Raw genomic sequence first — 22737 nt, forward strand, 5'->3', positions numbered from 1 at the left:
GCCCGCCGTCTGCCTGGCGCTAATTAAAGGATGTTGAATGGGATGGTGGTGACCAGACGGAATTCCTTGATGCTGCCATCGGACTGGAACTCGCTGCCACGGTGTTCAACGTAGGTGGCACGAATCGCGGTGGCCTTGAGCGGGCCACTCTGCACCGCGTAGGAAGCGCCTACACCGTATTCCTGGTGCTTCTCGCCGTCCTGGGACTGGATGCCGTCGTAGGCGAACTTGGCGCGGCCATTGTTGCCGGTGTAGTGGGTACCGTCGATGCCCCAGCCGCGGGCCGAGTAGGCATTGAACTTCAGACCTGGCACGCCGTATTCAGCCATGTTGATGGCATAGGCGATCTGGAAGGATTTCTCGTTCGGGCCGTTGAAGTCCGAAGTCAGGGAGTTGGCCAGGTAGATGCCGTTGGTTTCGTGCAGGTAGTCGAAGTACTCGTTACCGTTCACTTGCTGGTAACCGAAGGTCAGGCTGTGTGCCTGGTGAGTCAGGCCCAGGGACAGGGAGAAGGTATCGTTGTCGATTTCCCCCATCTCTTTTTTGCCTTCATCGACAGTCTTGTAGTAGTTGAAGCCGGTGGTCAGGCCCAGTTGCTGAGCGTCGCCCAATTCGTGGGTAGCGCCGAAGTAGTACTGGTTCCAGAAGTCCTTCACGTTGGCGGCGAAGAAGCTGGTCTTCAGGCTTTTCAGCGGCTGGTAGTTCACGCCCAGGGTGGACACTTTGTCGGTTTCTGCGCCATTGCCGTATTCGGTACGGAATTTCGACAGGCTCTGCTCGCTACGTGGCGAAACGCGGTCAAACACGCCGCCCTGGAACGACAGGTTGCTGAACTCTTCACTGTTGAAGCTCACACCCTGGAAGCTTGAAGGCAGGGCACGGTTGCCGATGGTGTCGACGATGCCGCTGCTGAAGTTCTGGCGACCGGCGGTCAAGGTGGTGTTGGACACGCGGAACTGCACGTTGGCCAGGCCCAGTTTGCTCCACTGGTCGACGGCGTCGCCGTTGGAGTCCGCCAGGGTACGGTTGGAGCCACCCTTGATGTCACGCTTGCTACGGTCCAGTACCAAGGCGTTGTAGACCGCTACTTCGGTCTTCACCCCAACGGTGCCCTGGGTGAAACCCGAGCTGGCGTTGAGGATGGTGCCCTGCACCCAGTTGGTACGGTTGCGATCAGTAAGGGTCTGGCCGTGCTTCTGGTAGGCGAAGGTGCCCCCACGGTATTTGCTTTCATGGGAGTACCAGTTACGTGTGGTGCCGCCCAGGCTGAAATCTTCAATGAAGCCCTTGGCCTCGCCTTGGGCGCTGGTGGCGGCCAACGTGGTAGGAACGAAGTCCTGGCTTTGCGTTTCAGCGTAGGCGGTTGCCGTGATGCTGCTGATGGCCAGGGCCAGAAGCGCTTTGCTGCTCAGTTTCATGGGTGAAGCTCCTTTGGTTCTCTTTTTTAATGCCGGTCTTTTTAGGTGAACCGGCTATTGGGTGTGTAACTCGTTCAAGCTATTGCAAACGTTTGGCGTAGGAAAAATCCCAACAAAAGGCTGCACGTTTACCGGAGAGTCAGCAGCACTCTCCGCAATCCGGTTATTTTCTTATGGGGTAATGCTGACGCCCGAGAACACGTTGCGGCCGAAGGGGCTCACCTTGAAACCTTCGACTTTGGCGCTTAACGGCTGGTTGACCGTCGAGTGGGCGATGGGCGTGATCGGCACCTGCTGCTTGAGCAGTTGCTGCGCCTGTTTGTACAGAACAGTCCTTTGTTCGCGGTCGGTCACGACCTTGGCTTGCTTGATCAGCTTGTCGTACGCCGGGTCACACCACATGGAGTAGTTGTTCCCGCCGATGGCGTCGCAGCTGTAGAGGGTGCCGAGCCAGTTGTCCGGGTCACCGTTGTCGCCGGTCCAGCCGATCAGGCTGACATCGTGCTCACCGTTCTTGGTGCGCTTGATGTATTCGCCCCACTCATAGCTGACGATCTTGACCTTGAGGCCAATCTTGGCCCAGTCGTTCTGCAGCATCTCGGCCATCAGCTTGGCGTTGGGGTTGTAGGGGCGCTGCACCGGCATGGCCCACAGGGTGATCTCGGTGCCTTCCTTGACGCCGGCGGCCTTGAGCAATTCCTTGGCTTTTTCCGGGTTGTAGGCGGCGTCCTTGATGCTGTCGTCGTAGGACCATTGCGTCGGCGGCATGGCGTTGACCGCCAGTTGCCCGGCGCCCTGGTACACGGCGTTGAGGATGCTCTGCTTGTTCACCGCCATGTCCAGCGCCTGGCGGACCTCAAGTTGGTCGAAGGGCTTATGGCGCACGTTGTAGGAGATATAGCCGAGGTTGAAACCGGGCTTGGTCAGCAGTTGCAGCTTCGCGTCAGTCTTGAGGGCTTCGACATCGGCGGGGCGGGGATGCAGGGTGACCTGGCATTCCCCGGCCTTGAGCTTCTGCACCCGCACCGAGGCATCGGTGTTGATGGCGAAGATCAGTTGGTCCAGCTTGACTCGACTCGGGTCCCAGTACTGTTTGTTGCCCACATAACGGATCTGCGAGTCTTTCTGGTAGCGCTGGAACACGAAAGGACCAGTGCCGATCGGCTTCTGGTTGATGTCGCTGGGCCGGCCTTGCTTGAGCAATTGTTCGGCGTATTCGGCCGAGAGGATTGCGGCAAAGCTCATGGCGATGTTCTGCACGAACGCGGCGTCGACCGTGTTCAAGGTCATCACCACAGTGTAGGGGCCGGTTTTCTCGACCTTGGCGATATTCTTGTTCAGGCTCATCCCGTTGAAGTACGGAAACTCGGTAGGGTAGGCCTTGCGGAACGGGTGGTCGGGGTCAAGCATGCGGTTGAAGGTAAACAGCACGTCGTCGGCGTTGAAGTCCCGCGTCGGCTTGAATTCCTTGTTGCTGTGGAACTTCACCCCTTCACGCAGATGAAACGTATAGGTCAGCCCGTCTTCAGAGATATCCCACTTGGTTGCCAGCCCTGGCACCACGTCGGTGGCGCCTTTTTCGAACTCGACCAGGCGGTTGTACAACGGCTCTGCGGCATCGTTGTCGGTGGCGGTGGTGTATTGCGCAGTATCGAAACCTGCCGGGCTGCCTTCGGAGCAGAACACCAGGCTCTTCTTTTCGGCGGCTTGTCCCATGGTGGCCACGGCCAACAGGCTGGTGGCAAACATCGCGGATAGAACGGTGGTATGGCGCATGACAATCCCGATCCTTGTTTGTAGTTATCAACAGCGAACCACCTCTCTGGCGTACGGCCAGGGAGACATCACTGGTCCCACACACAGCAAGTGCCTTTTCTCAGAATGATGCCTCTGCTGTCCTACGACGTTATGGGGCGCGGACATTGCAGTAAATGCGTCAATTCTGACTGGCCTTGTAGGTAACGGAGACACGGGTCGCAGTTCGTTGCTGTAGGACACAACGCTTTCAATCGTGGTCTGTTTCCCTATGGCCTGGGCAGATGGAATAACGGCGACGTTATGAAACGTCGCCGTTATTGATCCTTACTTGCCGCTGACGCTAACGCCGTAGAAGGAGTTCAAGCCAAACGGGCTGATCTTGAAGTCTTGGACGGTATTACGCATGGGTTGATACACCGTCGAGTGCGCGATAGGTGTCATCGGGACTGCATCTTTGAGGATATGTTGCGCCTGCTTGTACAGCTCGGTGCGTTTGGCGACATCCGATGTGGCCTTGGCTTCTTTTACGATGCCATCGAATTTTTTGTCGCACCACTTGGAGAAGTTGTTACCCGACAGCGAGTCGCAGCCGAACAGTACGTTCAGCCAGTTGTCCGGGTCACCATTGTCGCCGCTCCAGCCAATGATCATGGCCTGGTTCTCGCCGCCTTTGGAGCGCTTGATGTACTCGCCCCACTCGTAGCTGGTGATCTTGACCTTCAGGCCGATCTTGGACCAGTCGTTCTGCAGCATCTCAGCCATCAGCTTGGCGTTCGGGTTGTACGGACGCTGAACCGGCATGGCCCACAGGACGATTTCGGTGCCTTCCTTGACGCCGGCTTCCTTGAGCAGCGCCTTGGCTTTTTCAGGGTCGTACTTGGCGTCCTTGATGCTGGTGTCGTAGGACCATTGGGTCGGCGGCATGGCGTTGACGGCCAGTTGACCGGCGCCCTGGTACACCGAGTCAATGATCTGCTGCTTGTTCACCGCCATGTCCAGCGCCTGGCGTACGCGCAGGTCAGCCAGCGGATTTGGCTGATCGCTGCCCTTGATCTTGTCCATGACGTTGTAGGCAACGTAGCCCAGGTTGAAACCCGCCTGGTGCGGCAGTTTCAGGCTTTTGTCTTCACCCAGGGCCTTGAGGTCGGCTGGACGCGGGAACAGGGTGATCTGGCATTCGTTTTTCTTGAGCTTCTGGATGCGCACCGACGGGTCAGTGGTGATAGCGAAGATCAGGTTGTCGATCTTCACATCTTCAGGTTTCCAGTAGTCCTTGTTGCCGGTGTAGCGAATGTTCGAATCTTTCTGGTAGCTCTTGAACACGAACGGGCCAGTGCCGACCGGCTTCTGGTTGATGTCGGCGGGCTTGCCTTCCTTGAGCAACTGCGCGGCATATTCAGCGGACTGGATCGACGCGAAGCTCATGGCCAGGTTCTGGATGAAAGCCGCATCCACGGTGCCAAGGGTGAACTTGACGGTGTGGTCATCGACTTTCTCGATGTTCTTGATATTGGTGTCCATCCCCATGTCCGTGAAGTACGGGAACTCGGTAGGGTAGGCCTTACGGAAGGGGTCGTCTTTATTGATCATGCGGTTGAAGGTGAACAGCACGTCGTCTGCCGAGAATTCACGAGTCGGCTTGAAGTACGAGGTGGTGTGGAACTTGACGCCTTCGCGCAGGTGGAAGGTATATGTCAGGCCATCCGGGGACACGTCCCAACTGGTGGCCAGGCCAGGAACCACGGCGGTGCCGCCACGTTCGAACTGGCTCAGACGGTTGAACATGGTTTCGGCCGAGGCATCGAAGTCTGTTCCGGTGGTGTACTGGCCTGGATCGAAACCGGCCGGGCTCCCTTCGGAGCAGAACACCAGGTTAGTTGCCGCAAGGGCTGCAGGGGCGGCGGCCATAAGGCCCGCGCTCACTAATAACGGAAGGACTGCGTGTTTAAGCATGTTGGCCTCATGATTTGTTGTCATTTTTGGTGGTGAGGGCGACCTCGTGAGTCGGCCTGCGGATACTTATGCAGGCGCCATACCCAATGCAAGATGCAGAGCGGCCAGGAGCGGCAAACTGTGGTACGAACGTACAGGAATGTCGCAATTATGAAAGTTTCGACACAAATAGGCCTGTTTGGAGGTTTTTTTCGGTGCAGTGAGCGCACCAAAAAAGCCCAGCCGAGGCGTCTAGCGCACTCGGTTGGGGCGCTGTTGTTACTTATCTAGACCCACACCATAGAACGGGGTGAGCCCGAAGGGGCTGATCTTGAAGTCGCGTACTTCTTTGCGCAAAGGCTGGAAAACCGTCGAGTTCGCAATAGGCGTTATAGGTACTTGTTCCTTAAGGATTTGTTGTGCCTGTTGATACCACTTGATGCGTTTCTCACGGTCGTTGCTGACCTTGGCTTGCTGCACCAGTGTGTCGTAGGCCGGGTTACACCATTTGGCGTAGTTGCTGCCCTTGACTGCGGCACAACTGTAGAGCACGCCGAGCCAGTTATCCGGGTCGCCATTGTCGCCAGTCCAGCCATAAATCATCGCATCGTGCTCGCCATTCTTGGCGCGCTTTATGTATTCGCCCCACTCATAGCTGACGATGTTGGCCGTGATGCCGACGTTGGCCCAATCCTGTTGGATCATTTGCGCAGACATTCGCGCATTCGGGTTGGAGGCGCGCTGCACGGTCATCGCCCACAAATTGATGGTGGTACCTGGTGCAACCCCTGCTTCTTTTAGTAGCAACCGCGCCTTGATCGGATCGTGGGGCGCGTCTTGGATTTTCGGGTCATAAGACCACTGCGCCGGTGGCAACGCGTTCTGCGCCAATTGTCCGGCGCTCTGGTACACAGCCTTGATAATCGCGGGCTTGTCGATGGCCATGTCCAGCGCCTGGCGCACCTTGAGCTGGTCCAGCGGCGGGTGGGTCACGTTGTAGGCCAGGAAGCCCAGGTTGAAACCGGCTTGCTGCAGGACGCGCAGGTTGGGATCTTGCTTCATCACTTCGATATCGGCGGGGCGCGGGTAACCGCTGACCTGGCATTCTCCGGCCTTGAGTTTCTGCAGGCGCGCGGCGGCGTCCGGGGTGATGGCGAACACCAGGTTGTCGAGCTTTACGTCCTCGGGTTTCCAATACTGTTTATTGGCCGCATAGCGAATCTGCGCGTCTTTCTGGTAACGCTTGAACACAAATGGCCCGGTGCCGACCGGTTTTTGATTGATCTGCTCGGGCTTGCCTTCTTTCAGGAGCTGCGCGGCATATTCAGCCGATTGCACCGAGGCGAAACTCATGGCCAGGTTCTGTACAAACGCAGCATCGACATTATTCAGTTTGAAACGCACGGTGTGCTCGTCGAGCTTGTCGATGCTCTTGATCGTGGTGTTCAAGCCCATGTCGGTGAAGTAGGGCGACTCGGACGGGTAGGCCTTGCGGAACGGGCTGTCGGCGTCCAGCAGCCGGTTGAAGGTGAACAGCACATCATTAGCGTTGAAGTCGCGGGTCGGGGTGAAGAAATCGGTGGTGTGGAACTTGACGCCCTCGCGCAGGTGGAAGGTGTAGGTCAGACCGTCTTTGGATATGTCCCAACTGGTTGCCAGGCCGGGTTCGACTTCGGTGCCTCCACGCTTGAACTGGGTCAGACGGTTGAACACGGTTTCGGCGGACGCATCGAAGTCGGTGCCGCTGGTGTACTGGCTGGGATCGAAGCCGGCGGGGCTGGCTTCGGAACAGTAGACCAGGGTCGTGGCGGCCTGGGCCATCGGCATAAAGGCCAGGAGACTGGCGGCGAGGAGCAGTGGCTTGACGGCGATTCTTTCCATGGAGTCCCCTGAAATGGCAGGCATATAAAAGCTGTGCAAACGAAAACGGCGGTCACCGAGGTTACCGCCGTTCAAGCGGGTTAGGTAGGGGAGACTTCTATGCGGGTAGGCGCAGATTTGTCGATTGTAACGGGCAATTCATCCACCGCATTACTCACACGAAGGGTGAACGTCCGACTGGCTGTGATGCTCAAGTCTGAAGCGGCGATGGGCTCATCTCCGCCTGCATAAACGAGTTTCCATTGCGAGGTCACCGTGACTTTGGTCTCATTTTCCAAAGGCGAATAGTCGATGAAAAAGTGTCGGTCGCCAGCGCTGCTCAGGTAGTCGTCTTTTACCCGGGGGGGCTGCAATTCAAGCCACGCCGGAGCGGCAGAGCCTTGATGCGCTACCTCTGAAATCGCCGCCCGCATGTCGGGGTCGGGGATCGCATTTTCAAAGGTTTCGATTCCGTCATGGATAAGACCATCGACGACTGACTGCTCTGCATTATTGCCCGGAACATTAAGTTCTTTTATCTGCTGGGGTATGTCGATTTCAACGTCCTGCAAACCCGGTCGCCTTATTGTGTAAGGGTTTCTGTTGATGTCTTTGATGAATTGGCCAGAGTAGTCGCTGGTGCCGAACGTTGAAGGGGATGCCGCTTCCGAGGCGGAGACCGTGAAGTTTCCATTGTCTACTTCCCATGAAAGGACAGGGCGACTTTTGACCGTACCGTTTTCCTCATAAACGCTGACGCCAAATCTATACTGCGTCTGCTCCTCAAAGTTGAGGTATTTGTCAAGTGTGTCGGCGCCTTCCATTTTTGATCCGTCTAACTCAATAAAGTTGTCCGAAAAGCGGGAGGATGACTTTAAGTCGTTACTCGGCGTCGGCGAAATCGGACGTTGCCACGGCCACTTGATCCCGCCATCGCCCGGTGCGCGAGCCCACTCTCCGTCACGCCCTGGCGTGATGACCATCACTGCTGATTGTTTATCGGGATTAATGATGGTGGCGAACCTGTCGCCGGTCCTGTAGCGACCGGATATCTCGAATACCTTGCTCGTACCGGTCTCATCGGTAAACCGCACAAATTGGCGCTGTATTCCCTCACTGTCGGTTATTCGATAGACGCCCAGTGCATCGCGGGGAGCATTCATTATCAATTCATCACCGTCAGGTACTGCATGGGGTGCCATTGGGAGCAGTGGCTTTGATTTTGGCAGGGCAGCCCCAGGCTCGTTGACAACGCGTATGCCACTGGATGGCCCGGGTGTGGGTTCCTCGATGGCATTGATTTCGGGTTGAACACGGGGCTCTACATCCGGCAGTTCTTTCTCAGGCGGTAGCGCAAAAGGATCCTCCGGGACTGCGCTTGCCCCGGCTGAGAACAGCGTATTCAGCAAACCATCGAATGCCTTGGACACTCCATCGCTGCGCTCGGCCTCGGTGTCGCCGGATGCTGCTTTTTCCGCGCCCAAACCCAGCTCGGTCAACCCTGCAAGCGCCGCCGCACCCGCAACCGGTGCTGCGATGGGCGCAAGCTTGGCCAATAATCCCGCGGCCACGGTTATGTCGTTCAGCCAGGTATCGCGGGTCACTTCGCTGTTGGATTTGATGACCACATCGGTATCGCTGGTCATGCGTTGTTTAGCGGCGGTCGTCAATGTGGAAAATACGTCTCCCTCGATTTTGGCGTGGCTGTCATTGAGCACCGGGGTTTTCAGATCACCGGCAGCCATTTTTTTGAACAGGGCGTCGAGACCATCTTGCGTGTCGCCTATTCCCGTGAAGTTCAAGCCAGGTATAAAGCCGATTCCCAGTTGCGGCAGAATGCCGGGCTTATGGTCCTGGCGATCAACCAATGAAAAATGCGCCAGCAGCGCCTGGCTTTTTTTCGGATCCTGGCTTTGCTCAATCACCCACTGATTGAGTTTTTTCAGGGAGTCGAAGCGCAGGAATGTCGGCTTTGCTCCCGGTATATAAAGTACCTGGCGACCTCCATCGTCAGCGCTGAACCGCACAATGTCGCTGGACTTAAAACCGTGGATGCTAAGGGCATGCACTTGAGTGTCGCCGTTTACCGGCGCTTGTGCATTGAGCTGCTCCATGCTCAACGCAGCGTTCTCGTCGAGCGGGAGGTTGCTGGCAGCCGCCATCACCAAGCGGTAGTCGCCCCGAGTGAATCGATGCTCGGGTGCTTGCAAGGCTCGCTCAGCGGGTGATCGGGCTTCGGCCGTCTTCAATTGTTCGCGGGCCTGGAAGACGAACTCACCTTTGATCGCGGTCTGGTAGCCATCGGCACGCGTGTTCCAGAAGTTGTCGATTTTCTGGGTCATCTGGGCCTGGAAATCGGTCTTCCAGCTTTCGTGCATTACTTGCGACGGCTTAAGGTCGATTTGATTGTGCTTGCCGTAGCCGCCTTTTTCGCTTTGTCCCGTAGGTTGGGTATACAGACCCGCCTCGAGATCCAGGTTTCCGGGTACCCAATCGTGCTCGGAGAAATTCTTCAGCAAGGCATCGGGCAGGCGTAGCGAAGACCAGGGCTCCTGGAACTTGTGCTCCCAGCCGGTCACTGTATCCGCGCTTTCGCCGCCCTTGAAGCGATTCAAGTAGACGGTATCTGAGTCGATTGGCTTGCCTGTGAGTTTGAGCAGCAGCGCGTCCGCCCATTTTTTGGCCTCTGCCCGCGTATTGGGGAGGTTTTTGGCAACATCTACCGCCAAGCGCTTGTAGGCTAACGCCTGTGGGGCGCTGCTGTAATAGCGGGTCGCATTCTGTTTATGTACCTGCAGCGCCTCTGCCGAGCGGCTGCTGGCAGGACGCAGGTGATCATCGGCGGGAATCGGATCGAAAGTGTTTTTATGCTCCAAGTGCCTGATCTGTTCCCGAGCCTGGGACAGTGTTTTTGGAAGTTCCACACCTTCAAAGTTTGCCACGACCTTTGCGCCGACTTGAATGGAGTCTTCACGCAGCCGCACACGCAAATCACCATGATTGCCTGGAGCGATGATCCTGGCGGCTGCCAGCAGAGGCCCCGAAATCTGTCCCCAACCTGATGTGTCCGTGAGGTGGAAGGTTTTCGTTTCGCCTCTTACCTCGGCGGACAAGGTGCCTGTAGACGGGTCGATTGAGAGGAGGGTGTTCGGCTCGATCTGCTGTTCGCGCAGCCAGCCCTGCACAACAGGGTGTTCCAAATGCTCGCGATATACTCCAAGCCATTGGCCCAGGTTGCTCTGGGGCGGGACTGCTATAAGCCCGGCATTGTTATGCAGGACCTTGCGTTGGGCGGCTTCAAGGTAAGCCTTGAGCAATGCTGTCTCGGCAGGCCGGGCGATGTTTGCGGTGAGCGGTTGAGCCGCTTGTGGGGATTGCGTTTCAGTTGTTGGCCGCGGATCGCCGGGTACCTGCGGCAGCGATGAGGATGGTGTTGCATTGACTGATAGGGACATAAGTTTGGCTCTCACTGTGTGAATAAATGCCAGCACAGCCCTCCCTGGTAGCTATGGCAGTCATTGAGTCGTGAAGGCCCTGAGGTTGGCTCCGGCCCGATATGCTGCTGGATATGACGTGGCAGCACCGAGCACAAAAAAAGGCGCAAGTCCGCGGTCTTGCGCCTTCGTTCTGTCTGAAAAAGTTACGGTAAAACTTCAATCACCCCATCTGCCGTCATGCTGACCTGGCTGGTACCGGCTTCGACTTCCGGCGTCGGCGCTGAATCGGCCATCGCCGCTTTCATCATCATGGCGCCGCGGGCATAAGGCATCGGATAGCCGTTGGTGTTGAAGTTCAGATTGACGATCTTGTAACCCTTACCACCCAAAGCATCGGTCGCCAACTGGGCACGAGCCTTGAACGCGGTAACCGCGTCTTTGAGCAACGCATCTTCGCTGGCCTTGCGCGTAGCGTCGGCGATGGCGAAGTCCATGTTCTCCATTTTCAGTGTGTTCAGCAGTTCGCCGGTAAGTTTGGACAGCGCCGGGAAGTCCGCGCTTTCCAGGCGCAGTTCGGCACGTTCACGCCAGCCGGTGATCTTCTGGTTCTTGTTGTCGTAGATCGGGTAGCTGTTACGGCTGCCTTGGCGCAGCGTCACGCCTTTGACTTCGCGGGCCTGGCCCAGGGCCTGGTTCATGGTGGTGGTGACTTCGGCAGCGAGCTTGGCCGGGTCGGCATTCTGCGATTCGGTGTAGAGAGAGACGATCATTTTGTCGCGAGCCACTTCCTGGCTGACTTCGGCACGCAGGGAAATCTGGTTGTAATGCAGTTCATCGGCAGCCATGGCCTGGAGGCTGGCCAGGGCGCTGGCGCTGAGGGCAAGGACAGCGGCACTGCGAGTGAAACGAGACATGGAAGCTCCTTGAGATAGTCGTGTTCGGTATGACTGTAGACGCTGGCATCGGGTTCTTCGGGTTTACACAATAGCTACAAGTTATGGTGGACCCGACGAACGGTCGTTTTCCCGCCCTGCGTCAAAGAGCCACATACGCCGTGCCAGCCGGCCTGCTTCGTTTATACTCGTGCCGATCCGCCTGCAGCGCTCACCGGGAGAGCTCATGCTCGCCGCCGTAAAACTGACTTCCGCCACCCGCCAGAACCTCTGGCGCCTGACGTTCATTCGCACCCTGGTATTGGCCGCACAGGCCGGTTCCGTCGGGCTTGCGTATTGGTTCGACCTGCTGCCGCTGCCGTGGCTGCAACTGGGCGTGACCCTGGCTTTTTCCACCGTGTTGTGCGCGTTCACAGCTATCCGGTTGCGCACCACGTGGCCGGTGACCGAGCTGGAGTACGCGCTTCAGTTGGCGTGCGACCTGTTTATCCACAGTGTGTTGCTGTATTTCTCCGGTGGTTCGACCAACCCCTTCGTTTCGTATTACCTGGTGCCACTGACCATCGCCGCCGTCACGTTGCCGTGGCGCTACTCGGTGGTGCTGTCGGGCATTGCCCTGACGCTCTATACGTTGCTGCTGGCGCAGTTCTATCCGCTGCAAACCTTCCCGATTGCCCGGGAAAACCTGCAGATCTACGGAATGTGGCTGAGTTTTGCCCTCTCGGCTGCGGTCATTACCTTCTTCGCCGCACGCATGGCCGAAGAGCTGCGCCGCCAGGAAGAACTGCGCGCCATCCGCCGTGAAGAGGGCCTGCGTGATCAGCAACTGCTGGCCGTCGCCACCCAGGCAGCCGGCGCCGCCCATGAACTGGGCACGCCGCTGGCGACCATGAGCGTATTGCTCAAGGAAATGACCCAGGACCATCACGACCCGGCCTTGCAGGAGGACCTCAGCGTGCTGCAGGAACAGGTCAAGCAGTGCAAGCTGACGCTGCAGCAACTGGTGCGCGCCGCCGAAGCCAATCGCCGCCTGGCGGTCGAAATGCAGGATGTTACCCACTGGCTCGACGAAGCCTTGAACCGTTGGCACCTGATGCGTCCCGAGGCCAGTTATCGTTTCAATCTGCTGGGCCAAGGCAGCGTGCCGCGCATGGCGCCACCGCCGGACCTGACCCAGGCGCTGCTCAATCTTTTGAACAACGCCGCCGACGCTTGCCCCGAAGGATTGGGCGTGCAGTTGGACTGGGACGCAGAAAACATCACCATCAGCATTCGTGACCACGGCGCGGGGGTGCCGCTGGCCATTGCCGAGCAGATCGGCAAACCCTTCTTTACCACTAAGGGCAAAGGCTTCGGCCTGGGCCTGTTTTTGAGCAAGGCCAGCGTGACCCGCGCGGGCGGCTCAGTGAAACTCTATAGTCATGAGGATGGCGGCACGCTCACCGAGCTGCGCCTGCCCCGTGTCGCACGAGGAGATATCGATGAGTGACGAGATCCAAGTCGAAGGCGAAGAACTGCCGCACCTGCTGCTGGTAGATGACGATGCGACCTTTACCCGCGTGATGGCGCGTGCCATGAGCCGGCGCGGTTTTCGCGTCAGCACCGCAGGCTCCGCCGAAGAGGGCTTGACCATCGCCCAGGCCGACCTGCCGGACTACGCCGCCCTCGACCTGAAAATGGACGGCGACTCCGGCCTGGTGCTGCTGCCGAGGCTGCTGGAACTCGACCCGGAAATGCGCGTGGTGATCCTCACCGGTTACTCCAGCATCGCCACCGCCGTCGAGGCGATCAAGCGCGGCGCCTGCAACTACCTGTGCAAGCCAGCGGATGCCGATGACGTGCTGGCTGCCTTGCTGTCCGAGCATGCCGACCTCGACACCCTGGTGCCGGAAAACCCGATGTCGGTGGACCGCCTGCAGTGGGAGCACATCCAGCGCGTGCTCACCGAACACGAAGGCAACATCTCCGCCACGGCCCGCGCCCTGGGCATGCACCGTCGCACCTTGCAGCGCAAGCTGCAGAAGCGCCCGGTACGACGCTGAACGAAAACTGAACAAACTGCTTCAGGCGGCACGGATGCGCGAACCGATCACCTATGATCGGTTCAAACGCCTGTGATGTTTTCCTGCCGAGCCTGAACAATGAACCAGAACGCTGAGTACTCCGCGGTCAACGACGCAGTGCGTGGGCAATTCTTCCGTCGAACCTGGGCCATGATCACGCCCTATTGGCGGAGCGAAGAGAAGGGCAGGGCGTGGTTGCTGCTGGTGGCCGTGATTGGCTTGTCGCTGTTCAGCGTGGCGATCTCGGTGTGGATCAACCATTGGTACAAGGACTTCTACAACGCCCTGGAGAAGAAGGACACCGCGGCCTTCTGGCAACTGATCGGCTATTTCGGTGGCATTGCGGCAGTAGCGATTCTCGGTGCAGTCTACCGTCTCTACCTGACCCAGATGCTGACGATCCGTTGGCGTGCCTGGCTTACCGAACAACACTTCACCCGTTGGCTGGCCCACAAGAACTACTACCAGTTGGAGCAGGGCGGCTACACCGACAACCCGGACCAGCGGATTTCCGAAGACCTCAATAACTTCACCTCCGGCACCTTGAGCCTTGGCCTCGGATTGCTGCGTAATGTGGTCAGCCTGGTGTCGTTCTCGATCATCCTCTGGGGCGTGTCGGGCAGCATCGAAGTATTTGGCTTCACCATCCCTGGGTACATGTTCTGGTGTGCGCTGCTGTACGCCGCCGTGGGCAGTTGGCTGACGCACTTGATCGGCCGTCGCTTGATCGGCCTGAGCAACCAGCAGCAGCGCTTCGAAGCGGACTTGCGTTTCTCCATGGTGCGGGTACGTGAGAATGCCGAGAGCATTGCCCTGTACAACGGCGAACCGAATGAAAGACAGCGCCTGAGCACACGTTTCGGCAAGGTCTGGCACAACTTCTGGGACATCATGAAGGTGTCCAAGCGCCTGACCTTTTTCACTGCCGGCTACAGCCAGATCGCCATCATCTTTCCGTTTATCGTGGCTGCGCCACGCTACTTCGCTGGCAAGATCGAACTGGGCGAGCTGATGCAAATCAACTCGGCGTTCGGCAACGTCCAGGACAACTTCAGCTGGTTCATCAACGCTTATTCGGAGCTGGCGACATGGCGTGCCACCAGTGACCGTCTGCTGAGCTTCCAGCAGGCCATGAGCGACAATGAGCAACGTGCCCCGGCCATCGATGTGCGCCCTGAAGGCGAGCGCCTGGTGATAAAGGATCTTGGAATGGACTTGGCCGATGGTCGTCATTTGCTCAGTGACGCCGACATGACGGTGGAACCTGGTCAGCGCGTAATGCTCAGCGGGCGTTCCGGCAGTGGCAAGAGTACCTTGCTGCGAGCGATGGGCCATCTGTGGCCGGCCGGTCATGGCAGCATTCGCCTGCCGGCGACGCGCTACCTGTTCCTGCCGCAGAAGCCTTACTTGCCGATTGGCACGCTCAAGGCCGTGTTGAGTTATCCGCAAGACGACGGAGTCTATCCGCCAGAACGTTATGCACAGGTCCTGGAAACCTGTCGCCTGCCCCATCTGGTCGCACGGCTGGATGAAGCCAACCACTGGCAACGCATGCTCTCACCGGGTGAGCAGCAGCGCCTGGCCTTTGCCCGTGCATTGTTGTTCGCGCCGCAATGGCTGTACATGGATGAAGCAACCTCGGCGATGGATGAAGAGGATGAGGCAACCTTGTACCAGGCGTTGATCGATGAGCTGCCGGGGTTGAGCATAGTCAGCGTCGGCCATCGCAGCAGCCTCAAGCGCTTCCATGGGCGGCATGTGCGGATCGAGGGTGGGCGGTTGCTGGAGCAACAACTTACTTAAGCTCATGCTCGGTAGTGTGGGAGGGGGCTTGCTCCCGATGGCGATCTGTCAGTAACAGATGCATTGGCTGACCCACCGCTATCGGGAGCAAGCCCCCTCCCACATTGATCTGTATTGTTCTTGAAGTGGGGCCCAAAAAAAAGCCCGGCTGATCGATGATCGGCCGGGCTTTTTGTTGCTTGAGGATGACTTACTTCTTCAAGCCGTAATGCTCATCCAGCATGCCTGGGGCGTTCGGCGTCTTTGGCGCGTAGTCCCGTGGTGGCTCCTGGTTTTCCCGCGGCGGGGTCAGGCGTTCCCGTGGGGTTTGCGGAGCATCGGAATGCAGCGCGGCCAGCAGGCGCTGGCGGGTGATGTCGTCGAGGGCCAGGCGATTAGCGCCATCGGCGAGGTGATCCTGTACTTCCTGGTAGCTCTGGGTGAGCTTCTTGACCAGGGTCGCGGTGCTGTTGAAGTGGGTAACAACCTCGTTCTGATAACTGTCAAAACGTTCCTGGATGTCATCCAGCTGACGCTGCGTGCGGTTAGGCGCGGCATTCGGCAGCAAGCGAGCAACCAGGAATCCAATGGCGACACCGGCAACCAGGGCAAGAGTCGGCAACAACCAAACTAAGAGCGAGTGTTCCACGAGTCCTTCCTCTATAAACGGCTTTGCTTTACGTTAACGGCTCGGACCTGCGCTGTATACCGCGATTAAGCTCGCAATGATGCCATGCACAGACTTTTAGCTAGACGAGTCGACCCCTTGAGAGGTCACGGAGTTCATCCTTGCTCATGCGTGAAACCCCCGTTTTGATCGATGGCCCGGTGGGCCAATTGGAAGCCTTGTACCTGGATCACCCCGAGCCACGTGGCCTGGCGCTGGTCTGCCACCCTAACCCGGTGCAGGGTGGGACCATGCTCAATAAAGTCGTTTCGACCCTGCAACGCACCGCCCGCGATGCCGGTTTGATTACATTGCGTTTCAACTATCGTGGTGTCGGCGCCAGCGCCGGTACTCACGATATGGCCGCCGGTGAAGTGGACGATGCCGAAGCAGCCGCCACCTGGCTGCGTGAAAAGCACCCGGACCTGCCGATCACCTTGCTGGGGTTTTCCTTCGGCGGCTACGTCGCGGCCAGTCTGGGTGGCCGCTTGGAGGCCAAGGGCGAGAAACTCGCGCACCTGTTCATGGTGGCCGCCGCTGTGATGCGCCTGGGCGATGCGGATGTGCTGCCTCAAGGCTGCCCATTGACCCTGATCCAGCCGGAAAGCGACGAAGTGGTTGATCCGCAGTTGGTCTACGACTGGTCTGCCGCCCTGAAACGCCCCCACGAGCTTCTGAAAGTGGCAGAATGCGGACACTTTTTTCATGGCAAGCTGACCGATCTCAAGGATCTGGTGCTGCCACGTCTTTCGAATTGATGACAAGCGATCCCCCATGACGACCCGTACCCGTATCCTCACCGGCATCACCACCACCGGCACGCCGCACTTGGGCAACTATGCAGGTGCGATTCGCCCGGCGATCCTTGCCAGCGAAGATGCCAATGCCGATTCCTTTTACTTCCTGGCCGACTACCATGCCCTGATCAAGTGCGATGACCCGCAGCGCATCCAGCGCTCGCGCATGGAAATCGCCGCGACCTGGCTGGCCGGTGGCCTGGATGTGAACCGGGTGACCTTCTACCGCCAGTCCGACATCCCCGAAATCCCCGAGCTGACCTGGCTGCTGACCTGCGTCGCCGCCAAGGGCTTGCTCAACCGCGCCCACGCCTACAAGGCGTCGGTGGACAAGAACGTGGAAAGCGGCGAAGACCCGGATGCGGGCATCAGCATGGGCCTGTACAGCTACCCGGTGCTGATGGCGGCAGACATCCTGATGTTCAACGCGCACAAGGTGCCGGTCGGTCGCGACCAGATCCAGCACGTGGAAATGGCCCGCGACATCGGCCAGCGCTTCAACCACCTGTTTGGCAATGGTAAGGAATTCTTCACCATGCCCGAGGCGCTGATCGAAGAAAGCGTCGCCACCTTGCCGGGCCTGGATGGCCGCAAGATGTCCAAGAGCTACGACAACACCATCCCGTTGTTCACCAGCGCCAAGGACATGAAAGACGCGATCTCGCGGATCGTCACTGATTCGCGCGCCCCAGGCGAAGCCAAGGACCCGGACAATTCGCACCTGTTCACCCTGTACCAGGCGTTTGCCACCAAGGCCCAGGAACAGGAATTTCGTGGCGAGCTGCTGCAAGGCCTGGGTTGGGGCGAGGCGAAGAACCGTCTGTTCCAGTTGCTGGACGGCCAGCTCGGCGAAGCCCGTGAGCGTTACCATCAGCTGATGTCGCGCCCGTCGGACATGGAAGACCTGCTGCTGATCGGCGCCAAGAAAGCCCGCGCCGTGGCGGCACCGTTCCTGGCCGAGCTGCGCGAAGCCGTGGGCCTGCGTTCGTTCGTCAACCAGGCGGCAGCGCCGGTCAGCACTAAAAAGAAAGCCGCGAAAGCCGCACGCTTTGTAAGCTTTCGCGAAGAGGACGGCAGTTTCCGCTTCCGCCTGTTGGCGGCTGACGGCGAGCAACTGCTGCTGTCGCGCAACTTTGCCGACGGCAAGGCCGCAGGTGCGGTGACCAAGCAATTGCAAAGCGGCGACGCGCTGGATGTACGCACTGAGGCCCAGGGCTTCTGCGTTTGGCTGGACGGTGCAGCAGTGGCCGATAGCGCAGCGTTCGCCGATGCCGGCTCCCGCGATGCCGCCATCGCCGCCTTGCGCGCGGCCTTGACCCCAACCGAGGATTAACCCGACCAAGGGTTGATTGCCATTATCCAGGGCCGTCGTTACAGTGACGGCCCGTTTTTGTTGCCTTGCTAACGAAATTATGACGCCCCTAGAACGATATCAAGCTGATCTGAAACGCCCTGAATTCTTCCATGACGCGGCCCAGGAAAATGCCGTGCGTCATTTGCAGCGCCTGTACGACGACCTCGTCGCGGCCTCGCAGAGCAAGCCAGGGATGTTCAGCAAGCTGTTTGGCAAGAAAGACCACACACCGGTCAAGGGCCTGTATTTCTGGGGTGGCGTCGGCCGGGGCAAGACTTACCTGGTGGACACCTTCTTCGAAGCGCTGCCATTCAAGGAAAAGGTCCGTACCCACTTCCACCGCTTCATGAAGCGCGTGCACGAAGAGATGAAGACCCTGCCGGGCGAGAAAAACCCGCTGACCATCATCGCCAAGCGCTTCTCCCAGGAAGCACGGGTGATCTGCTTCGATGAGTTCTTCGTCTCCGACATCACCGACGCCATGATCCTCGGCACCTTGATGGAAGAGTTGTTCAAGAACGGCGTGACCCTGGTCGCCACCTCGAACATCGTGCCCGACGGCCTGTACAAGGACGGCCTGCAGCGTGCGCGCTTCCTGCCGGCCATCGCGCTGATCAAGCAGAACACCGATATCGTCAACGTCGACAGCGGTGTCGACTACCGCCTGCGTCACCTGGAGCAAGCCGAGCTGTTCCACTTCCCGCTGAACGACGCAGCGCACGAAAGCCTGAAAAAGAGCTTCCGCGCTCTGACCCCGGAATGCACCCAGGCGGTGGAAAACGACAAGCTGATGATCGAGAACCGCGAAATCATCGCGTTGCGCACCTGCGATGACGTGGCCTGGTTCGAGTTCCGCCAACTGTGCGACGGCCCGCGTAGCCAGAACGACTACATCGAGCTGGGCAAGATTTTCCACGCGGTGATCTTGAGCGGCGTCGAGCAGATGGGCGTTGCCACGGACGATATCGCCCGACGGTTTATCAACATGGTCGATGAGTTCTACGACCGTAACGTCAAGTTGATCATCTCGGCGGAGGTGGAGCTCAAGGACCTGTATACCGGTGGTCGCTTGAACTTCGAGTTCCAGCGCACCTTGAGCCGCCTGCTCGAAATGCAGTCCCACGAATTCCTGTCGCGCGGACACAAACCCTAAAAGACCTATGGAGATCCAATGTGGGAGGGGGCTTGCTCCCGATTGCGGAGTGTCAGTCACTGTAGAGGTGACTGACCCACCGCAATCGGGAGCAAGCCCCCTCCCACATTTGCCCTGTGTCTGACTGGAGTTATGCGGCTTGCTGGAACTGCTGCCGATACTGGTTCGGCGACAGCTCCGTGTGCTGCCTGAACAAGCGCGCAAAGAAACTCGCATCGTCGTAACCCACCTCATAGCTGATGGTCTTGATGCTCTTGCGGCTGCCCGAGAGCAGGCCTTTTGCCGTCTCGATACGCAGCCGTTGCAGGTAATGCAGCGGCTTGTCGCCGGTAGCGGTCTGGAAGCGCCGCATGAAGTTGCGGATGCTCATGCCGTGCTCCCGGGCGACGTCTTCGAAGCGGAACTTGTCGGCAAAATGTTCTTCGAGCCAGTGCTGGATCTGCAGGATAATCACGTCCTGGTGCAGCTTCTGCCCACCAAAACCGATCCGTCCCGGTGAATAGCTGCGCTGCACCTCATAGAGGATGTCGCGGGCCACGGCCTGGGCAATGCTGGCACCGCAGAAACGTTCGATCAGATAGATGTAGAGGTCGCAGGCCGAAGTGGTGCCGCCGGCGCAATACAGGTTGTCGGCATCGGTGAGGTGCTTGTCCTGATTGAGCTGGACCTTGGGGAAGCGCTCGCTGAAGGCAGTGAAGAACCGCCAGTAGGTGGTTGCCTCCTTGCCATCGAGCAACCCGGCTTCTGCCAGCCAGAACACGCCGGTGGCTTCGCCGCAGAGCACGGCGCCGCGGGCATGTTGTTCGCGTAGCCACGGCAGCACTTGCGGGTAGCGGGTGCACAGGGCGTCGAAGTCGTCCCAGAACGCCGGCAATACGATGATGTCGGCGTCTTCCAGGCCGCCGTCCACTGGCATTATCACATCACTGAAGCTGCGCACTGATTGCCCGTCGGGGCTGACCAGGCGCGTATCGAACCCTGGGGTCAGGCCCAGGCCCTGCTGTTTGCCGTAACGCAGGCTGGCGAGATGGAAGAAATCCTTGGCTTGCATCAGGGTTGAAGCGAATACCCGATCAATGGCCAAAATGCTGACGCGCCGCAAGGGCGTGGAGATTTGGTTAGACATAATTTCATTTATTCTTATAGGGGAAAGTGGTCACCAGACGGCTGGATCGTCTTATTTTTTGTCGCATGTGTCCAGTGTCCCGTGACGCCGTCGGGGCATAGGCTCTGTGGGCTCATCCTTGTCCGACAATCCATGCAGGTGACCCATGATCCCCAGAACCTTGTTCAGCCAGGAGCACGAACTCTTCCGCGAGAGCGTGCGTGCCTTCCTCGACAAACATGCTGCTCCCTTCCATGGCCAATGGGAAAAGCAGGGCTACATCGACCGTAGCCTGTGGAGCAAGGCGGGAGAGGCGGGCATGCTGTGCTCCCACCTGCCGGAGGAGTATGGCGGCCTGGGCGCGGACTTTCTCTACAGCGCGGTGGTGATCGAAGAGATCAGTCGTCTTGGTTTGACCGGCATCGGCTTTTCCCTGCATTCGGATATCGTTGCGCCCTATATCCTGCATTACGGCAGTGAAGCACTGAAACAGAAGTACCTGCCCAAGCTGATTTCCGGGGAGATGGTCACGGCTATTGCCATGACCGAGCCGGGCGCCGGTTCCGACCTGCAAGGGGTCAAGACCACGGCGGTGCTGGACGGTGATGAGTATGTGATCAATGGCTCCAAGACCTTTATCACCAACGGCTACCTGGCCGACCTGGTGGTCGTGGTGGCCAAGACCGACCCCAAGGCCGGCGCCAAGGGCACCAGCCTGTTCCTGGTGGAAGCCGGCACGCCAGGCTTCGACAAGGGCAAGCGTCTGGAGAAAGTCGGCATGAAGGCCCAGGACACCTCGGAGCTGTTCTTCCAGGACGTGCGGGTGCCCAAGGAAAACTTGCTGGGCCAGGCCGGTATGGGCTTTGCGTACCTGATGCAGGAGCTGCCCCAGGAGCGTTTGACCGTGGCGATAGGTGCACTGTCTTCAGCCGAAGCGGCGTTGCACTGGACCCTGGACTACACCCGCGAGCGCAAGGCGTTCGGCAAGGCGATTGCCGATTTCCAGAACACTCGCTTCAAGCTGGCGGAGATGGCCACCGAGATTCAGATCGGCCGCGTGTTTGTCGATAAGTGCATGGCGTTGCACCTGGAAGGCAAGCTGGATGTGCCTACCGCGGCGATGGCCAAGTATTGGGCCACGGACCTGCAATGCAAGGTGCTCGATGAGTGCGTGCAGTTGCACGGCGGCTACGGCTTCATGTGGGAATACCCGATTGCCCGGGCCTGGGCGGATGCGCGGGTGCAGCGCATTTATGCGGGAACCAATGAGATCATGAAGGAGATTATTGCGCGGGCGCTTTGATCTTGTGGTGGTACTGATGGCCTCATCAGGAGCAAGTCGAATCGTCGCACCGCTCCTCCCACATTTGATTGGGTTCATAAGCCAAATGTGGGAGGGGGCTTGCTCCCGATAGCGGCCTAAAGGTCAATCAAGGTGCCGGGTTTGGATGATCCTTCTGAATCGCCTCAATCCCCTCCAACACCTCTTTCGACAGTTTCAGCTCGGCACTGGCAATGTTGCTATCCAACTGCGCAAGCGTGGTGGCCCCAATAATATTGCTGGTCACAAACGGCTGCTGCGTCACAAACGCCAGCGCCATCTGCGCCGGGTCCAGGCCATGTTCCCGCGCCAATTCCACATAGCGGCTGCACGCCGCTTCCGACTGCGAGTTGAAATAGCGGCTGAAGCGGCTGTACTCGGTCAGGCGCGCCTTGGCCGGCCGTGCGCCGCCTTCGTACTTGCCGCTGAGCATGCCGAACGCCAGTGGGGAATACGCCAGCAAGCCGCACTGCTCACGAATGGCGATTTCCGCCAGGCCCACCTCGAAGCTGCGGTTGAGCAGGTTATAGGGGTTCTGGATCGACACCGCACGGGGCCAGCCGCGGGCTTCGGCCAGGGCGAGGAACTTCATGGTGCCCCACGGGGTTTCGTTGGACAGGCCGATGTGGCGGATCTTGCCGGCCTTGACCTGCTCATCCAGGGCCTCGAGGGTTTCCTCCAGGGGGGTGAGGTCGTCTTCGTCCTTGTGCTTGTAGCTTAACTGGCCGAAGAAGTTGGTGCTGCGCTCCGGCCAGTGCAGTTGGTAGAGGTCGATCCAGTCGGTTTGCAGGCGCTTGAGGCTGGCGTCCAGGGCTTGGGTAATGTGCTTGCGGTTGTGGCGCAGGTAGCCATCGCGGATGTAGTCGATGGTGTTGCCGGGGCCGGCGATCTTGCTGGCGAGGACCCAGTCGGCGCGGTCGCCACGGCTTTTGAAGTAATTGCCGATGTAGCGCTCGGTGGTGGCGTAGGTGTCGGCCTTGGGCGGTACCGGGTACATTTCCGCAGTATCGAGAAAGTTGATCCCTGCGGCCTTGGCCCGTTCGATCTGCGCGAAGGCCTCTGCCTCGCTGTTCTGCTCGCCCCAGGTCATGGTGCCCAAGGCAATCGCGCTGACGTTCAGATCGGTGCGGCCCAGCTGTCGGTAATCCATCGGGTACTCCTTCGGGGGAAAACAATCATAAAAGCAGGTTGAATTTT

At 58.8% G+C, this 22737-nt stretch carries 16 protein-coding genes; 7 read left to right on the top strand and 9 right to left on the bottom strand.

What is annotated here, in order from left to right; genetic code table 11:
- Nucleotides 1–23: 23 nt before the first annotated feature.
- The 6 genes from KVH01_RS00135 to KVH01_RS00160 all read right to left on the bottom strand — a co-directional run bounded on the left by KVH01_RS00135 (nt 24) and on the right by KVH01_RS00160 (nt 11319).
- On the bottom strand, nt 24–1418 hold the full coding sequence (locus tag KVH01_RS00135; RefSeq protein WP_043048529.1) for an OprD family outer membrane porin: 1395 nt from the start codon (nt 1416–1418) through the stop codon (nt 24–26).
- A gap of 171 nt (nt 1419–1589) precedes the next feature.
- On the bottom strand, nt 1590–3194 hold the full coding sequence (locus KVH01_RS00140; protein ID WP_043048531.1) for an ABC transporter substrate-binding protein: 1605 nt from the start codon (nt 3192–3194) through the stop codon (nt 1590–1592).
- Between the two features lie 306 nt (nt 3195–3500).
- The gene (locus KVH01_RS00145) at nt 3501–5129 is read right to left on the bottom strand and encodes an ABC transporter substrate-binding protein (RefSeq protein WP_043048532.1); all 1629 of its coding nucleotides are present in this window, start codon (nt 5127–5129) and stop codon (nt 3501–3503) included.
- Between the two features lie 258 nt (nt 5130–5387).
- Nucleotides 5388–6989, bottom strand: coding sequence for an ABC transporter substrate-binding protein (locus KVH01_RS00150; RefSeq protein WP_217880071.1), 1602 nt, complete (start codon nt 6987–6989; stop codon nt 5388–5390).
- 80 nt (nt 6990–7069) lie between these two features.
- A complete protein-coding gene (locus KVH01_RS00155; protein WP_217880072.1) occupies nt 7070–10423 on the bottom strand; it encodes a dermonecrotic toxin domain-containing protein in 3354 nt (1117 codons plus the stop codon).
- Between the two features lie 185 nt (nt 10424–10608).
- On the bottom strand, nt 10609–11319 hold the full coding sequence (locus tag KVH01_RS00160; protein WP_217880073.1) for an SIMPL domain-containing protein: 711 nt from the start codon (nt 11317–11319) through the stop codon (nt 10609–10611).
- A gap of 205 nt (nt 11320–11524) precedes the next feature.
- On the opposite strand from KVH01_RS00160, the gene KVH01_RS00165 reads away from it, so the two are divergent.
- From KVH01_RS00165 to KVH01_RS00175, 3 genes are all read left to right on the top strand, one after another.
- A complete protein-coding gene (locus KVH01_RS00165; RefSeq protein ID WP_043048537.1) occupies nt 11525–12787 on the top strand; it encodes an ATP-binding protein in 1263 nt (420 codons plus the stop codon).
- Nucleotides 12780–13340, top strand: coding sequence for a response regulator transcription factor (locus KVH01_RS00170; RefSeq protein ID WP_043048539.1), 561 nt, complete (start codon nt 12780–12782; stop codon nt 13338–13340). The genes KVH01_RS00165 and KVH01_RS00170 overlap by 8 nt, the downstream gene beginning before the upstream one ends.
- Nucleotides 13341–13439: 99 nt before the next feature.
- The gene (locus KVH01_RS00175; protein WP_217880074.1) at nt 13440–15164 is read left to right on the top strand and encodes an ABC transporter ATP-binding protein/permease; all 1725 of its coding nucleotides are present in this window, start codon (nt 13440–13442) and stop codon (nt 15162–15164) included.
- A gap of 190 nt (nt 15165–15354) precedes the next feature.
- Here the strand turns inward: KVH01_RS00175 and KVH01_RS00180 are convergent, their stop codons facing one another.
- Nucleotides 15355–15792, bottom strand: a complete 438-nt coding sequence (locus tag KVH01_RS00180) for a YhcB family protein (protein WP_003171734.1) — start codon at nt 15790–15792, stop codon at nt 15355–15357.
- 146 nt (nt 15793–15938) lie between these two features.
- Between KVH01_RS00180 and KVH01_RS00185 the strand changes: the two genes are divergently transcribed.
- The 3 genes from KVH01_RS00185 to zapE all read left to right on the top strand — a co-directional run bounded on the left by KVH01_RS00185 (nt 15939) and on the right by zapE (nt 19114).
- Nucleotides 15939–16568, top strand: a complete 630-nt coding sequence (locus KVH01_RS00185; RefSeq protein WP_217880075.1) for an alpha/beta hydrolase — start codon at nt 15939–15941, stop codon at nt 16566–16568.
- Between the two features lie 16 nt (nt 16569–16584).
- Nucleotides 16585–17940: a tryptophan--tRNA ligase gene (locus KVH01_RS00190; protein WP_217880076.1), complete on the top strand. Its 1356-nt coding sequence runs from the start codon at nt 16585–16587 to the stop codon at nt 17938–17940.
- Nucleotides 17941–18019: 79 nt separating this feature from the next.
- Entirely contained in the window at nt 18020–19114 is a 1095-nt protein-coding gene (zapE, locus tag KVH01_RS00195; RefSeq protein ID WP_043048545.1) for a cell division protein ZapE, read from the top strand.
- 130 nt (nt 19115–19244) lie between these two features.
- On the opposite strand, the gene KVH01_RS00200 is transcribed toward zapE, so the two are convergent.
- Nucleotides 19245–20165 (bottom strand): GlxA family transcriptional regulator, encoded by a 921-nt coding sequence (locus KVH01_RS00200; RefSeq protein ID WP_200893569.1) that lies wholly within the window; start codon nt 20163–20165, stop codon nt 19245–19247.
- A gap of 220 nt (nt 20166–20385) precedes the next feature.
- Between KVH01_RS00200 and KVH01_RS00205 the strand changes: the two genes are divergently transcribed.
- On the top strand, nt 20386–21522 hold the full coding sequence (locus KVH01_RS00205; protein ID WP_217880077.1) for an acyl-CoA dehydrogenase family protein: 1137 nt from the start codon (nt 20386–20388) through the stop codon (nt 21520–21522).
- Nucleotides 21523–21649: 127 nt separating this feature from the next.
- On the opposite strand, the gene KVH01_RS00210 is transcribed toward KVH01_RS00205, so the two are convergent.
- Nucleotides 21650–22690, bottom strand: coding sequence for an NADP(H)-dependent aldo-keto reductase (locus KVH01_RS00210; RefSeq protein WP_217880078.1), 1041 nt, complete (start codon nt 22688–22690; stop codon nt 21650–21652).
- Nucleotides 22691–22737: the final 47 nt, after the last annotated feature.

Origin of the sequence: Pseudomonas khavaziana (assembly GCF_019145205.1) — a bacterium.
Lineage (GTDB): Bacteria > Pseudomonadota > Gammaproteobacteria > Pseudomonadales > Pseudomonadaceae > Aquipseudomonas > Aquipseudomonas khavaziana.